Here is a 16,944-nt window from a genome sequence, read left to right as displayed (position 1 = left end):
AACACAAAGTTGCCATGAACTATATCAGTGTTAAATATCCCAGAAGGTATGGGCGATAATACCCAAGACTATCATACTGATAAAGTTGATGATCATACCCACTCGCACCATTTCCGATTGCTTGATATGGCCAGAACCATAAACGATAGCATTGGGCGGTGTCGCCACCGGCAGCATAAAGGCGCAAGAAGCTGCAATACCAATCAGCACAGATAACATCACAGGCGATATGCCTAATGCCTCAGCAATCGCAGCAAATACAGGCACTAACAGTGCAGCGCTGGCGGTGTTACTGGCAAATTCAGTCAACATCACCACAAAAGCAATCACAGCAAAGACGAACAACGACATGTGAGTGCTACCGAAAATATCTGTCATCCAGTGAGCTAAAAATACGCTAGTGCCAGTCGTTTTTAGTACTGCGCTCAGTGTTAAACCACCACCAAACAATATGAGTACACCCCAATCTGTGGTCGATTCAATTTTCTTCCAGCCGACCAAACCTAAGCCCGAGAGTAAAACGACGGCCCCTAAGGCGACTATGGTATCAAACTGAGTGATGCCACCTAATGCCTTGGCTAACGGCACACTGAAAATCCAGCAACATACGGTAGTCAGGAAGATAAGCAGAGTAAATTTCCCCTGAAATGTCAGCTTCTGAGCTTCAACATCTACATCGAATTTGGCAGAAAGATCAGGCTTAAAATACCAATACAAGGCAATCAACATCATAGGTAGCATGAGGATAACGGTTGGAATACCAAACTTCAGCCAATCACTAAAACTTAAGCCCACTTGGGCCGCAGCAATCGCATTCGGTGGGCTACCCACTAAAGTACCAATACCGCCTATGTTGGCCGAATAGGCAATCCCGAGCAGTAGAAATACATAGGTGCTGTGGTATTTTTCGCGGTCGAGCTGCTGCAAAATCCCGAGAGCCAATGGCAACATCATCGCCGTGGTCGCGGTATTGCTGATCCACATCGATAGCAGCGCAGTTACTCCAAACAGCATCAAACAGGCGATACTGAGTTTGCCTTTAGAGGCTAGCAGCAGCTTTTGCGCTATGAGGGTATCAATCTTTTGATGGTGCAAGGCCGCAGCCAAGACGAAACCCCCAAAGAATAAGTAAATGATGGGATTGGCAAAGTTACTCATCGCCTCCTTGGTTTCAAACACCCCAAAGAATACGGCGAGTATAGGAACGAGAATCGCAGTGATACTGATATGAATCGCTTCGGTCAGCCAAAGAATCGCGGCGAAGAACAAAATGGCCAGCCCAGTATTCACCCCTTGTTCGAAAGGTAAACCGTAATAAAGTGCAAATAACAGCACAATATCAGCCACTAGGATCAGCATTTTTTTCTTATCGAGCCCCTCGCTGACGGGAGCTTGATTAGGTGGAGCAGTACTTGAATCTGTTAAAGACATGGTTACAACCTTAATACCATTTTATTTTGACGCAAATTTAGGGCATAGATCACACTTGGCAAAGCGGTTTATTTTGTAATTTTATCACTTGGCAACAACATTTATTGCTGAGCTAGCACGCACAAACGGCCGATTAGCGACAATAATCACCAAATTCTGATCGACACCTTTGTTTTAAAATTTCAAACGGACAAAGATCGAACAAAACCTTGCCCACGTTGTAATTTAATTAATGTTTAAAACTGAGATATAGATCACGCCACACTTTTTACCAAGGTGATAATCAACTAATTAATCATACCTTCTGATCATTGGTAGGATTAGATATTATTCCCCCAATTTGGCACAAAATTGAATGTGTAGCGCTAAATCGAATCTAGATATCGTTGAATGTGCACTAAAACTGCGACGCAGTGAACAGCAAGCGACCAACACAAACGTATTGCAACAAGGCAACATAGAAAACCCAATATCTACATGAATCGTAAACACAAATATTATTCACCACCACAGTCAATCTAACTCACTTTACCCTGTCAGCGATCCAGCCTAAAGTCGCGACCGCAACCCCGCCCGCTGTATATTATTTGTCTGTTTTCGGAACCGCCCGTGGAAAAAATTGCCTTAACTCAGTCGGCTCAAAAGCCCAGCCTTTTCGTCCCCGTAGCAGGGTTAAGTTTGTTTGCTTTGGCATCAGGCTACTTGATGAGCTTAATCCCCCTGTCGCTCACTTTTTTCGAACTCAGCACCTCACTTGCTCCATTACTGGCCAGTATTTTTTATTTAGGTTTATTACTGGGGGCGCCTTGTATTGCTCCTGTTGTTGCCCGTATCGGCCACAGTAAAGCCTTTATCCTTTTTTTGAATATCCTTCTTTGCAGCGTTGTCGCTATGATATTAATCCCCAAAAGTGGAGTCTGGTTAGCCTCTCGACTTATAGCGGGATTTGCGGTTGCAGGGATTTTTGTGGTTGTTGAATCATGGCTATTAATGGCCGATACCCAAAAGCAACGCGCTAAGCGGCTTGGACTTTATATGACAGCGCTTTATGGAGGCACTGCCTTAGGACAATTAGCCATTGATTATTTAGGTACAAAGGGCAATCTACCTTACCTAGTGATCATGGGATTATTAGCCGCGGCAAGTTTACCCGCGCTACTGGTAAAACGCGGTCAACCTCAGGTAAGCGAACAACAATCAATGTCATTGTCTGCGCTAAAAAACCTAAGTCAGCCTGCCATTATGGGATGTTTAGTCTCTGGATTATTGCTTGGCCCTATCTATGGTTTACTTCCCATCTATGTGGCACTGGATATGGGGCTTGATCAGCAAACAGGACAATTTATGGCCCTCATCATAGTGGGTGGCATGCTGGTACAACCTTTAGTCAGTTATTTATCTCCTCGAGTTAACAAAAGTGGCTTGATAGTAAGCTTTTGCCTACTGGGTGTCGCAGCATTATTACTGCTCACTCAGCATTCAAATATGACGCTGATTATTGGATTTCTCTTGCTTGGCGCCAGCGCTTTTGCCCTTTACCCGATTGCAATCAGCTTAGCTTGTGACGACTTGCCTGCTAGCCAAATTGTTTCAGCGACTCAAGTGATGCTACTGAGCTATTCGGTGGGGTCAGTAATAGGCCCATTAGTTGCCAGCAGTTTTGGCCAAACGGAGTTCGGCTTACTCATTTATTTAGGAATATGCTGTATTCTGAGCAGTATTTACATTTTTGCTCAATTACTTATTAATACTAAGCCAAGTTTTTCCTCGCCTTAACAAGTCCCATAAAATACATTGCACTGCGACTCAATAAGCAGCCACTTAATGAACGACATGCTCATAGAGTGGCTCAAATAGAAAACATCTGCGGTCAAATCAACACAAAACGAACAGCAAAATGCTCCACAAAGGTCATAACGTTAAAAATCAGTACGCTTAGTTTTAACATTCAGACAGGGCAGTTGCTTATCCTCCCTAAGTCGCGATAATGCAGCTTACTTAAACACCTGTGCTGATTGTTTTTCCTGAGATTTAACTATGCGCCTCGATAAATTCCTCTGTAAAAGCACAGATCTTGATCGCAAAGCCGCAAAAGTCACCATTCTTAGCGGCTCAATCACAGTCAATGGCGCTATCGCGACAAACTGTGCGATGCAAGTGCATGAAAATAATACTGTCAGCCTTAATGGAAAGCCGCTAGCGCCACGCCCATCTCGCTATATCATGTTGCACAAACCTGCTAATACCTTGTGCTCAAATGTGGATGGAGCCTACCCTTCGCTATTTCATCTGCTCAATATCGATCGCGCATTTGACCTGCACATCGTTGGCCGCCTAGATGCTGATACCACAGGCTTAGTGCTACTGACTGATGATGGCCGCTGGTCGTTTAATATTATCTCGCCTCAATATCAGTGCGAAAAAATCTATCGTGTTCAACTGCGAGATCCACTCGACAGCGAAGCGACTGCAGCCATAGCCGCAAAGTTTGCCGCTGGGCTAAATCTACAGGGCGAAACTGCCCTCACTCTGCCAGCAACACTGCAGCAAGTGGATGAAAAAACCGTGCTACTCACGCTCACCGAAGGCAAGTTTCATCAAGTCAAAAGGATGTTTGCCGCCGTGGGCAATAAAGTGGTTGCCCTACACAGGGCGCAAATTGGCGCAGTGGCCTTAGATATCGATGTAGGGAAATGGCGCAACTTAACCTTGGCGGAGATAAGCTCCTTCACATCCTAATTGATTAACAAGGCTGAAGCCGACAGGCCGCCTACGTTTATCGACGTTAAAAAAGCAAACAAATACTGATAGGTTTGCAAATCAATCCCATAAAAAATCCCAGTGTTAGCAACAACACTGGGATGTTTATTTGTTTGATACTGCTTAGCGGAATATGAATCGACTAAGAACAGCAATCGTTGCGGCGAACCCAGCTTCTTGGGATCTTCTCAAAAACCACTTTTGCCATGAGTAACGCCAACAATATGCCAGAGGTTGCCACTAACCATTGAGGTAACATTTGGTGCTCTTCACCAATTTGTGGCATCACCACAAAACCAAAGGTATTAACCAGATAATTGACCAACATACCGGCCACTAAAGCCACGCCAATCACACCGCCAAGGTAGCCCCACAGCGCACGTTTACCTAGCTCTTTAGCCACTATGCCTAAAGTCGCGATATTGGTTGCCGGACCTGCCATCATAAACACGAGTACAGCACCCGGTGACACACCCGCCAATAATAATCCAGCGGCAATCGGTGTCGATGCGGTCGCGCAAATATACATAGGCACAGAAACGAGCACCATCACTAGCATAGCCAGAATGCCATCGCCCCATTTAGCCAAAAAGTCAGCCGGCACATAGGTTTGTACCAGAGCTGCGAAAAATAAGCCCACCAGCAGCCACAGCGTAGTATCACGCACTAAATCCGTTGCCGCATATTTAAGGCCAATTCCGATACGACTGAGTACCGATTGCGACTTAAATTCAGTCGCCATATCTTGAGTAGAGGCACAGCAGCTATCGCCTGCAGTGTTAGTACTCACCTGCTCTGCATCCTTAGCACTGCCACCACAGCAAGCGCCTTTTTTCACCACCACTATTTTTTCAGGCTCTGTGGTTTGGCTGCCACAACATGACCCCACGCTTTCTGCTTTAGCAGCGTTAACCTTAACCACAGAACCCATAGTTTGAGCAGATCCCATGGTTTGACTGCCAACAGCCATAACACTTGAAGGACCTGCCATCAAGCTCTGCGCCGCCATAGGCGTCATTTTGATCTTCGGCTTTGGCTCGGCTGCAGGTGCATCAACATTGTCATTACCACAGCAGGAAGACTTTACGGGCGTTATCGTAGGCGTAGTCGATGAGCAGCAGCTTTTAACCGCTTCGGCTTTTACCATCTCTGGCTGAGCCACTGATTTTGAAGCGCAGCAAGACGCCTCACCCTCTAATGGCTTATCTGATTGAGTATCTACCTTAACCACTGACTTGCCATCGTCATCATCGCGACCAACGAGTAAGCCCGCCACTATCGCACTGGTAATCGCTGCAATCGGTCTAATGATTGCCATAAAGGGACCAAGTAACACATAAGAAACCGCGATGGAATCGACGCCCGTTTCAGGGGTTGAGACTAAAAAGGAGGTGGTGGCCGCTTTAGATGCACCAGAACGGCGCAGCCCAACTGCTGCAGGAATAACGCCACAAGAACACAAAGGTAAAGGTGCGCCAAGCAGCGCCGCTTTCACTACGGTTTTAAAACCGTGACCACCGAGCTGCTTTTGCATCCACGCCATTGGCACGAATACTTTTAATAGCCCAGCTAAAATCAGGCCCAGTAACAACCAAGGCGCCGAGTCTAAAAACAGATCAATAAAATTCTTCAGTAACATAATTAATTCCCTGACTCTTCATAAATGGCTTTGCCGTGATGATTCTGGTGCGCTTGGTGCTGATTTACATTATGAGAGTGATGCTCAACGCGTACCCGCTCAGTGCTGGACTCCAACGCCTCTAAAATAGAACAATGTTCGGCGCTACGTGGCCCACCACAGCAAGCATCAGACAAGCTTTGTAAACTCGCTTGAAAATGATTCAGCTCAGCAATTTTGGCCTGTACTTGAGACAATTTACAATCAACCATGCCTTTTACATCGGCACAGACTCGGTTAGATTTATCGAGTTCAATTGACAGCAATTCACTGATTTCATTGAGGGTAAAACCCACAGCTTTCGCCCGTAAAATAAAGCGTAATCGCGCAGCATCGGCCTCGGTATATACTCGATAGCCAGACTCAGTACGGCTCGACGGCGCGAGTAGGCCGTGCTTCTCGTAGAATCTTAACGTGTCGGCTTTCACCTCACATAAATCCGCCAATTCACCAATACGATACATGTCTTCATCCTTTGCGAAATAGCCTACAACTCAGGGATCATTTCCAGCATACAACTCAATAGTGCAAGTATAAACCTTGGAGCCTACTCCAAGGTCAAGAGGTAATTTTAACTTTACTGAAAGCCAACACGGCAATGCCGCTTTGTTCTGATATGAATATTGTGAAATCACGCAGAAAAAACACCCGTAAATCGAGTTTTACGCTAGAATACGCGCGCTGTGACGAAGGGATAAAAAGTTAGCTAATAAAGTAAAAATAGGACCAAGGGACTTTTGGAAAGCAGTACAACGTTAAGGCTGTTCTGTTTTCCGAAAGATCCTTGAAACTAAAATAACTGGACCCTGTACCCAAATGACTGCTGCAAATAATGCCAGACCCATTCGTCGCGCGCTGTTAAGCGTTTCAGATAAAACCGGAATTCTCGAGTTCGCCAAAGCACTTCACGCCCAAGGTGTGGAACTGTTATCAACTGGCGGCACCGCTCGCCTGTTAGCGGATAACGGCGTGCCTGTTATCGAAGTATCTGATTACACAGGACACCCTGAGATCATGGACGGTCGCGTTAAGACGCTGCACCCTAAAGTGCACGGCGGCATTTTGGCGCGCCGCGGTCTTGATGAAAGCGTGATGGCCGACAACAATATCAATGCCATCGATCTGGTTGCGGTTAACCTTTATCCCTTCGCTGAAACTGTGGCTAAAGCTGGTTGTACCTTAGAAGACGCTATCGAAAATATCGATATTGGCGGTCCAACTATGGTGCGCGCTGCGGCGAAAAACCATAAAGATGTGACTATCGTGGTGAATGCGGCCGATTACTCACGCGTACTTGCAGAAATGACGGCTAACAATGGCTGCACGACCCATGCGACGCGTTTCGATTTAGCGATTGCGGCCTTTGAGCACACTGCGGGTTACGATGGCATGATCGCCAACTACTTCGGTACTATGGTTCCTGCACACAGCACGGACGAATGCTTTGCTGATTCTAAGTTCCCACGCACGTTCAACACCCAATTAGTGAAGAAACAAGACTTACGCTATGGCGAAAACAGCCATCAAGCCGCGGCTTTCTATGTTGACACTAAAATTGATGAAGCTTCTGTGGCTACCGCGATTCAGTTGCAAGGCAAAGCCTTGTCTTACAACAACATTGCCGATACCGACGCCGCCCTTGAGTGCGTAAAAGAATTCTTGGAACCCGCCTGCGTTATCGTTAAACACGCTAACCCCTGTGGTGTGGCCTTAGGTAAAGACTTACTCGATGCCTATAACCGCGCTTATCAAACTGACCCAACCTCAGCCTTCGGTGGCATTATCGCCTTCAACGGCGAATTAGATGCTGCGACGGCGAGTGCGATCGTTGAGCGTCAATTCGTTGAAGTGATTATCGCCCCAAGTGTCAGCCAAGCGGCGCGCGATGTGGTTGCGAAAAAGACCAACGTGCGTTTATTAGAATGTGGTCAGTGGAATACTAAGACCCAAACCTTAGACTACAAACGTGTTAACGGCGGCTTACTGGTGCAAGATCGCGATCAAGGTATGGTCGGTTTAGAAGACATCAAAGTGGTTTCTAAACGTCAACCTACGGCAAGCGAACTGAAAGACTTAATGTTCTGCTGGAAAGTGGCGAAATTCGTTAAATCTAACGCCATCGTTTATGCCAAAGACGGCATGACTATCGGTGTCGGCGCAGGCCAAATGAGCCGCGTCTACAGCGCTAAAATCGCTGGCATCAAGGCCGCCGATGAAGGTTTAGAAGTGGTGAACTCTGTGATGGCATCCGATGCTTTCTTCCCCTTCCGTGACGGTATTGATGCCGCAGCGGCTGCGGGCATTAGCTGCATCATCCAACCGGGCGGCTCAATGCGCGATGCTGAAATCATCGCAGCAGCAGACGAGCACGGCATGGCCATGGTGATGACAGGCATGCGCCACTTCCGTCATTGATAACAACTTAAATCAAACTTGGCCCTAGCGATTAGGGCCTTTTCCTTTGCGATGTGTGGGAGTTTTAACCATGAAAGTGTTAATCATTGGTGGCGGCGGCCGCGAACATGCCCTAGCTTGGAAAGCCGCTCAATCGGCTCAAGTTGATACCGTTTATGTAGCACCCGGCAATGCGGGCACAGCCCTAGAACCTAATGTTGAAAATCTGGCGATCAGCGCCACCGACATCCCTGCTCTGCTCGATTTTGCGAAAACCAATAAGATTGAACTGACCATAGTCGGCCCAGAAGCACCACTCGTTATCGGTGTCGTCGATGCCTTCAACGCCGCAGGTTTAGCGATTTTTGGCCCTACTAAAGCCGCAGCCCAACTCGAAGGTTCAAAAGCCTTCACTAAAGACTTTTTAGCCCGCCACAATATTCCAACTGCGGGTTACAAAAACTGCACTGAAATCAGCGACGCTAAAGCCTTCGTGCGTGAATTAACGGCCACAACGGGTTATCCAGTGGTCATCAAAGCTGACGGTTTAGCCGCAGGTAAAGGCGTGATTATCGCGCAAGACCAAGCTGAAGCCGATGCCGCAATTGATGACATGCTCGCCGGTAACAAGTTTGGCGAAGCGGGTTCGCGCGTAGTGATTGAAGAGTTTCTCAAGGGCGAAGAAGCCAGCTTTATCGTGATGGTAGATGGTAAAAACATTCTGCCAATGGCAACCAGCCAAGACCATAAAGCCCGTGATAACGGCGACTATGGTCCAAATACTGGCGGCATGGGCGCTTACTCGCCAGCACCTGTGGTGACTCAAGCGGTACACGATTGGACTGTGGCAAACGTCATTCGCCCAACCGTGGATGGTATGGCGGCAGAAGGCAATATCTATACAGGCTTCCTCTATGCAGGTCTAATGATTGCCCCCGATGGCAGTGCCAAAGTGCTCGAGTACAACTGCCGCTTTGGCGATCCAGAAACCCAGCCGATTATGATGCGGTTAAAGTCTGACTTAGTGGAACTTTGTTTAGCCGCCACCCGTGGCGAACTCGATAAAGTGACCGCCGAATACGACGAGCGCGCAGCCGTGGGCGTGGTATTGGCTGCTGGCGGTTACCCAGATGAGTATCGCAAATTTGATGTCATCGACGGTCTCAGCCTTGGCGATAACGACGGCAAAGTTTTCCATGCGGGCACTGAGATGAAAAACGGCCACGTCGTTACCAACGGCGGTCGCGTATTGTGTGCGACGGCACTGGGTAACACAGTCACCGAAGCGCAAAAAGCCGCCTATAAATTGGTTGATGAAATTCACTGGGATGATGTGTATTTCCGTACCGATATTGGTTATCGCGCAATCGCACGTGAACAGCAAGATTAATTAATATCTCTATTAAAAAACCGGCAAGAAGCCGGTTTTTTTGTGCCTGTTTTTTGACAAGCGTCAAATATAACATCATGATTTTCAATAAAATTATATAATTAATTCTATTGAAAACAGGAGCAACAAGATACAATGTCAACCAAATGTTAAATACACAAAGATCAAGGACTCCCCATGAGGATTAGACTACTTTATGCCTCCATTGCCATACTGCTTAGCGGATGCGGTGGCGGCTCAGAAGATGCTGGCACGACAACACCACCCACTCAGCCGCCAGTCCAACCTCCCGCGCTGGTACAATACACCGCCAACAGCCTATCGGTAATAGGTGGCGCACTGAGTCCAAGCAGCCAAAAAGTGGAGTCTGGCAAAAGCGCTATTTTTAGCATTACTGCCGATACCAGCTTTACGCTTGAGGGCATTACTGGCTGTGGTGGCACGCTCAATGTGCTGACTTACACCACCGCGGCCATGACGGCCGATTGCTCTATCACGCCGACATTTATCAGTAATGCCGAAAATGCCATTAAGCACCAAGACCACAGGCTTGCCAGTGCGAGTGAGTTAATTGATTTCAGCATCGCCGAACTCGCTAATATCGACATCAAACGTAAAGCCCAGATAAATCAGCTATATCAAGGTGTCGGTAGCAGCATCTCTTGGCATCCAACCCATGACTCAATTACCTTTTCGAGCTTTATGCCGGAGAACACTTTTACTATCTTGCCATCAAATGTCGATGGCAGTGGGGCAAGCGCCGTTCGTGGGTTAGTGATGGCGGGCGAGCAACAGGGGCAAAGATATGCGGCCATGGCGGGGAATCTGTTTTCCGTCAACACTTCGGCGCAAACTGATACTTTATTGAAAAATCTTTTAGGCTGGCTGACCAAAGGTGCCGATAAAACCGACGGCCTCAGCATAGTGACCGCCCAAATGCCGAGCAAGGCTGACAGTTGGTACTTTCCCCATAATGAAGGGATCCGCACTTGGCTCACAAACAACTACCCCGCAGCCCATAGCATTAATACAGCAAATACCTGTGACTACAGCGAGTTAAGCAACTGTATCAACACACTGAAACCGGATCTGATTATCATTAGTGACATAGACCGTCAGTCACTCGGTTTTGCAGGCATAAAAGCCGCGATCGCTAAGGCCAAAGCGGCAGGAATTCCCTTGTTGCTCTCTAACTACTGGCGTAATGAAAGCCCAATACTGTCGCCACTTTACCTTGAGATGGGGCTTTCTACCTCTGGCAATTACTGGTCAAAACTCAATGCCAATAACCTCAGTGTGACCGATATTTTGGTCGAAGACACCGCCCTGGCCAAAGTGAATAATTTGCTCGGTAAGCTTAACGAAGGCCGCTTCGACACCTCAGTACTCAACGACTGTGGCGGTAATTACTTGAGCTGTAATGCTGCCGCCTTTGTTGACTCATTCAAGGCGGGTGCCGATTGGTATCGAGCCAATGCTGAAACCTTAGATAACCATGCTATCGATGTGTTTACCAAAGCAGACTTCCCCTTGATGAAGGCCGGACTGCTGCTCGCCGATAAGTATCGCAGCGAGATTGACTACCCCATAGCCTACAGCGAATACGCCCAGTGGCAGCAGGCCCTGTTTGCCGATTGGACTGTCAGCTATACCCGCGTCCATAACTTAGCCCAGCCAGATTTAGGTGAATATGTTACCGACAGAGCTAACCTCAGCAAGGGCAGCAATGCGCACTACACTTATCCTGCGACTGTCACAGAACATAAAACCATTAGCGTACCCTATGCAGGCCAATGGACGACCACAGGCTGGTATGCGCTGCCAGGACAAACCATTAAACTGACTCGTCTCGATAGCAGCGCTGCAAATGTGGAGATAAAACTCAACTACCACAGACGCAATACCAACCGTGCCTATGAGCAGAAAATCTACCGCGGTCCATTGGAGTTGGCGCAGCAACGCCTGCGCTTAGCTCAAGGACAAAGTCTTGAATTTTCTTCCCCCTACGGCGGGCCGATTTATCTGTATATCAGTGGTGATACTTCGAGTACTGATGGCGGCGCGTTAAGTGTCGAAGTCAACGCTGAGCATGTGGCTAAACATCCGACCATTATGGATTTTTCAAACCCTGCAGAAATAGCAGCCTTTAACGATCGCATCCAAAATACCGAATTACCCCATGTGGACTTACGTACCGATGGTGCCGAGCAGCATCTGCGTCGCGACCGCTTTTTAAACGCCATCGGCGGGGATGTACCCGATGTAAACGCGCTACTCAAAAGTATTGTCGATGACCATATCAACAGCGTTTACACCCTTGCGGGGCTTAAGATCCAAGGCAAGAGCTTAAGTGAATCCTTACCTGCCGATGTACTAGCGGCCTGCAAAGGACTGTTTGGCGACGACTGTATCGATAATAGTCTGCATACCCGCACTATCATTCAACACGCGAATTATGACCAAAATGCCCAGTGCGGTGGAGGTTGTAGCGGTAACCCTTGGGACGCAGCATGGAATATCGACCCACCGGGTTGGGGTGATAACCATGAGTTAGGCCACAATCTGCAAACTAACCGTCTCAATGTGCAATATGCTGCGGCAAGTGATCATGATAACTGGGCAGGTTATGGCAGCCGCGCAGGGGAAAACTCCAACAATATCTTCCCCTATGTGGTGAAGTGGAAAACCCATTATCTGCGCGACGGCAATACAGGCACAGTGACCGATGGTCACATGAACCACAAGGATCTCTTTTATGTGTTTATGTCCGATGCCGCAGGTACAACAAACACCAGTGGTAAACGCGTAGTGTTTGGCGCCAATTGTAAGGTGCTCGATGCTGGTGAAGACAGATACACTGCGCCTTGGGCCAGCAATGCTTATGCTGTCCATAACGGTTATCGCATGGCGTTTTACATCCAAATGGCGCTTAAGGCTCACGGCATGACACTCAGTGACGGCACCACTCTGAACAATGGCTTTAATCTCTTTACCTTGCTGTATCAACACAGTCGTATTTTCGGTAAATATGCGAATAACGCCAGTGATTGGGAAGCGAATCGTAGCAAACTGGGCTTTAGCCAATTTTCGTTTGAAGGCAATAGTGTCTACGGTGGCAAAACGGTGAAAGATATTCCGGGCAACGACTTTATGCTGGTGTCTTTGAGTCAGCTCACAGGCAAAGATTGGCGCAGCCATTTCGATATGTTAGGCCTGCACTACTCAAGCCTTGCGGCCGCACAAACAGCCGCCAATGCCACATCAGGGGCTATCCCCATGGGCATGTATGAGTTAGAAACCGACTTGCCACCCGCCAATATGAGCCAAGGTTTAACCTTTGTGCCCCTGTCACTCACTGATGGCACTACACAGTGGAAAGGTGTGGGTTCGCCAACCCAGTGCACCAAACCATAAGTGTGCTAAACCTTAATCTCGCTAAGATACTAACGCTATTCATAAACCTCGCTCTGGCGGGGTTTATGTTTACCTGAAAATGTGATGTAAAGCACACACCTAGGTTAAGATGACGTGCACCATTTAGCTTCTTATATTTTTAACAATCATGAAATTAATGGGGTAAATATATGGGTTATTCGATAAAAGATCTTATTTATCAAGGTGAAAAATCAGGCGTACATAACTGGCAAACCCTAGAAGGAGCCAGCTTTTACTGGCATCCAGATTGGTTTCATATTGCAGAGGATATGACGGGCCATAACGCGACTGTGACTATCGATATCGATGGGGACAAAGCGACCCAAAGTGAGGCAGAACAATCAATCATTAAGCACCTCAATAAGAGTGGCAAATAGCTTGTAGTGGCAAAGACTTTAGTGCCCGGAGGCGATCGCCCTGCGGGCAATTTTGTCGATTAAGCCTGGTGCGATCAGCTTAAGCCAACGCCCCAAACGACCGCGAAGTGAAGTAATCAGTTGACGGCCTCGAGTTGCAATCACTGGCAACATCATATTAGCGCATTGCTCAGCCGTCAGTATCTTAGCTTCCTGCATCGGAGATTTGCCTAAAGAATTACCAGCACCATCGAGGGCACGTTTGTGAATTTGTGACACCACAAAATCGGGGCAAATAACAGTTACGGCCACATTATCATCCACTAATTCAATCCGCAAAGAATCGAAAAAACCAATCACAGCATGTTTAGAAGCGGCATAACCGCTGCGAGTAGGAACGCCCGTTAATCCAGCTACTGACGCCACAACCACCACTTGGCCTTTACTGGCTTTCAAGTGCGGTAACGCGGTATGGGTTAAATACGCAGGACCAAGATAATTCACCCGCATTATGTCTTCAAGCACTGAGAGCTGAGTCAGTTCATCAAAACGTGACCACATAGTCATGCCTGCATTGTTAATCAAAATATCGAGATGGCCATAATGCGCAACTGCAGCTTCAACTAAGGCTTCACACTGTTCTGGGCTGGAGACATCGGCGGCAAATACAAAAGGAGGCGGACCATAATTAGCGATTTCTAAAGCGAGTGAGGCGAGACGTGTTTCATTACGCGCACTGAGCACCAGTTGGCAGCCCATTCGCGCCATTGCCACTGCGAGCGCCCGACCAATACCTTCTGAGGCACCCGTGATGATCACGACCTTGCCAGTGAGTCCATCCATAGTCATTCCTTTGTTATCGCTATGTTAATTACGCCTTTTGCTAAATTGGCATAATCACGCTAAAAGCGCAATCCTTCACGCGCGTTGTGCAAGCCTCATCTCATATTGCTCACGATAATTAGCTAAGGGTTGCGGGCGCCCTATCGCATAACCTTGCGCATAGTTAATGCCTATGCTCAACAATCTGTCAATAATATCCTGATTCTCAACAAATTCAGCAACAGTCTCGATTCCCATAACCCGACAAACATCCTGAATCGATTTAACGATGGCGTAGTCTTTAGCATTCACGGCGAGATTCTTAATAAAACAGCCGTCGATTTTGACATAATCCACCGGCAGCTCACGCAGATAGCCATAAGAGGCAAAACCACTGCCAAAATCATCCAGTGCAAATGAAAAACCGAGTTTACGTAACTGCTTTAACATTTCCATACCACGATTGCGATTTTGGATCGCGGTGGTTTCAGTAATTTCAAAACAAATACATTGGCTTGGAATATCAAAAATGTGTTGCTGCTGGGCGATATATTCCACCATACCTTCGGCGCCTAAACTATTGCCCGAAAGGTTAATCGAAATACAATGATCAGGCCAAAGCACGGGGTTCAAAGACAACCATAAAAAAGCTTTGCGGATGACTTCTTTATCGATATCTGGCATCAACTTAAAACGTTCAGCGGCGGCTATAAACTGCGCTGGCGCCAAAATGCGGCCACAGGGCTCTTGAATTCGTAACAGAATTTCCATTCGTTGTCGCTGCGGACCACTGCCTAGTCCGCGGATCGGTTGGTAATACAGGATCAACTCGTTTTCTTCAATCGCTTGCGCAATACGTACCGCCCATTTAGGCGCATTTCTTTGGTAGGTGAGCTCTTTATCTTTATCATCGTAAAAATGAATTTGATTAGCCCCCTTAGCTTTAGCGGCAATGCAGGCGATATCAGCGTCTTTTAATAACTCTTGTGCATCAATATAGGGGGCTCGGCCAAAGGCAACACCTATGCTGAGGCCAACTTTATAATTACAGTTTTTATCGTTCAACACTTGCATGGAGACTTGCGCGATCATTTGCTTCAGTAATTGCGCCACAGATAAGGCACTACGATTACAAATCACTAAACCAAACTCATCGCCACCAAGGCGCGCCAATAGCTCCTGTGGCCCAAGACAAGCCTGCATTGCCTTAGCCACCATAGCAAGCATACGATCTCCTGCAGTATGGCCACAGCTGTCGTTAATCAACTTGAATTGCTCCAAATCGAGGTAACAAACGGCGATAGTTTTGGCTGAAGCGGCAAATTGGGGTAACTGCTCATCAAATGCCTGACGGTTTAGCAGCCCTGTAATGCTATCGAAATTTGCCCTTTTTTGTAGCTGGTGTTTAAGCAACTCTTCTTGAGTGATATCCCGCAATACCACGACAGTTCCAACAATTTCTTTATCGTGATTGCGCAGATTGCTGATACTGCGCTCCATAATCCGAGGCGAAGCAGTTAATAGCTTGATTTTCTCGACCTGCGGCGCTGATTCTTCGAGACGAATGCAGGTAAAAACCGCCTGATTCAACTGCTCCCCAGCCTTTAACAGACTCGCAAGGCTCTGACCTATGGCATAGCAACTAGCAACATCGAGAAGCAACTCGGCCCGCGGATTCATATAAATCACGTTGGCATCGACATCGGTCAAAATCACCGCTTCAGCAATGGATTCTAAGGTGATTTTCGCGCGTTCTTTTTGCTGATAAATTCTTGCCAGCAAGCTATTAACACGGCTGGCGAGCACTTCTAATTCTTCATTACCCTCGCTTGTAACGGGTTGATAGACACTGGACATAGGATCGACCAGCGCCAATTGATGCATCAGATTTTTAAAGGGTTTGAGTAAGCCCGAACGCAGCCAAATATAACCAAGACCAACAATAAACACACCAAAGAGAATAAATCCGAGCGATACCCAATCAAGTTGAAATTTAACCTCTCTAAAGGGACCATCGGAAAACAGTACTTGCAGGTAGACAGGCTTATCTTTTAACAGACTTGGAATGTTAATCGCGTCACTGTGCACACCATCAACTGTTGGCGTAACTTCGCGAGAATGGCTCATGCTCACCTTAGTCACCAATAAGGCCTGAGCATATTCCAGTAAGTCTTTATCAGTCAGTTGGCGTACCAGCAGCACAGATTCATTGGGCGCAGAAGCCACGGAAGTAACGACATAAGCATACTTGCCCATCAAATAAGCGCCAGCAACACTGGGCTTATCGGCACTGACAATAGCATTGGCGATTTCTCGTAACTTATCATTCTCAAAGGGACGTTCATTGGGAAAAAAAGGGTGCAATTCACCCTGCCGTAGAATATACCAACTCAGATTGGCTGACATTGAGCTATCGCGCCACGAGGATTCAAGCTTTTTAAGTTGGTCTTCATCTAATTGAGACAAAGGTAAGGCATAGATATTAGTGAGAAAGGTTAAGCGATCTACATCAATTTGAAACTGCTGCTGGATATTGGCAAGCTCACGGTTAGCACTATCTTGACGTAATAGCTCGACGCGATGGTCGTACCAATAACCAAGACAATAGGAGACAATTACCACCGCAGGGAGACAAAAGCCCGCAATAAATACCATTATTTTCTTGCCAATGTGCATCT

11 protein-coding genes are annotated in these 16,944 nt (G+C 47.2%); 6 read left to right on the top strand and 5 right to left on the bottom strand.

All coding sequences use genetic code 11. From position 1 onward, the window contains the following. Window positions 1–30: 30 nt before the first annotated feature. Complete coding sequence (locus HUB64_RS01585) at window positions 31–1,431, bottom strand: DASS family sodium-coupled anion symporter (RefSeq protein ID WP_105250382.1); 1,401 nt, start codon at window positions 1,429–1,431, stop codon at window positions 31–33. 609 nt (window positions 1,432–2,040) lie between these two features. On the opposite strand from HUB64_RS01585, the gene HUB64_RS01580 reads away from it, so the two are divergent. Together HUB64_RS01580 and HUB64_RS01575 are read left to right on the top strand one after the other, a co-directional pair. Next, complete coding sequence (locus tag HUB64_RS01580) at window positions 2,041–3,207, top strand: MFS transporter (protein ID WP_173496227.1); 1,167 nt, start codon at window positions 2,041–2,043, stop codon at window positions 3,205–3,207. Between the two features lie 261 nt (window positions 3,208–3,468). Further along, on the top strand, window positions 3,469–4,170 hold the full coding sequence (locus HUB64_RS01575; protein ID WP_173247830.1) for a pseudouridine synthase: 702 nt from the start codon (window positions 3,469–3,471) through the stop codon (window positions 4,168–4,170). Between the two features lie 163 nt (window positions 4,171–4,333). On the opposite strand, the gene HUB64_RS01570 is transcribed toward HUB64_RS01575, so the two are convergent. Continuing rightward, window positions 4,334–5,830 carry a permease gene (locus tag HUB64_RS01570; RefSeq protein WP_173496226.1) on the bottom strand — a complete coding sequence of 499 codons (1,497 nt, stop codon included), beginning with the start codon at window positions 5,828–5,830 and terminating at the stop codon, window positions 4,334–4,336. Window positions 5,831–5,832: 2 nt separating this feature from the next. Beyond that, on the bottom strand, window positions 5,833–6,333 hold the full coding sequence (gene zntR, locus HUB64_RS01565; RefSeq protein ID WP_173496225.1) for a Zn(2+)-responsive transcriptional regulator: 501 nt from the start codon (window positions 6,331–6,333) through the stop codon (window positions 5,833–5,835). Between the two features lie 352 nt (window positions 6,334–6,685). Between zntR and purH the strand changes: the two genes are divergently transcribed. From purH to HUB64_RS01545, 4 genes are all read left to right on the top strand, one after another. Then, window positions 6,686–8,284: a bifunctional phosphoribosylaminoimidazolecarboxamide formyltransferase/IMP cyclohydrolase gene (gene purH, locus HUB64_RS01560; protein ID WP_173496224.1), complete on the top strand. Its 1,599-nt coding sequence runs from the start codon at window positions 6,686–6,688 to the stop codon at window positions 8,282–8,284. A gap of 70 nt (window positions 8,285–8,354) precedes the next feature. Next, window positions 8,355–9,653, top strand: coding sequence for a phosphoribosylamine--glycine ligase (purD, locus tag HUB64_RS01555; protein WP_173496223.1), 1,299 nt, complete (start codon window positions 8,355–8,357; stop codon window positions 9,651–9,653). 177 nt (window positions 9,654–9,830) lie between these two features. Then, the gene (locus HUB64_RS01550) at window positions 9,831–13,067 is read left to right on the top strand and encodes an ImpA family metalloprotease (protein WP_173496222.1); all 3,237 of its coding nucleotides are present in this window, start codon (window positions 9,831–9,833) and stop codon (window positions 13,065–13,067) included. A gap of 170 nt (window positions 13,068–13,237) precedes the next feature. Then, window positions 13,238–13,465, top strand: coding sequence for a hypothetical protein (locus HUB64_RS01545; RefSeq protein WP_105250390.1), 228 nt, complete (start codon window positions 13,238–13,240; stop codon window positions 13,463–13,465). An 18-nt stretch (window positions 13,466–13,483) separates the two neighbouring features. Here the strand turns inward: HUB64_RS01545 and HUB64_RS01540 are convergent, their stop codons facing one another. Further along, window positions 13,484–14,287 (bottom strand): SDR family oxidoreductase, encoded by an 804-nt coding sequence (locus HUB64_RS01540; protein WP_173496221.1) that lies wholly within the window; start codon window positions 14,285–14,287, stop codon window positions 13,484–13,486. A 75-nt stretch (window positions 14,288–14,362) separates the two neighbouring features. Beyond that, on the bottom strand, window positions 14,363–16,942 hold the full coding sequence (locus HUB64_RS01535) for a bifunctional diguanylate cyclase/phosphodiesterase (RefSeq protein WP_105250392.1): 2,580 nt from the start codon (window positions 16,940–16,942) through the stop codon (window positions 14,363–14,365). Between the last annotated feature and the right edge of the window lie 2 nt (window positions 16,943–16,944).

The sequence above is a fragment of the Shewanella sp. ISTPL2 genome (assembly GCF_013283205.1).
GTDB classification, from domain to species: domain Bacteria; phylum Pseudomonadota; class Gammaproteobacteria; order Enterobacterales; family Shewanellaceae; genus Shewanella; species Shewanella oncorhynchi.
Note: the sequence above shows the minus strand (reverse complement) of the source record. Positions and strands in the feature narration are given on the sequence as shown.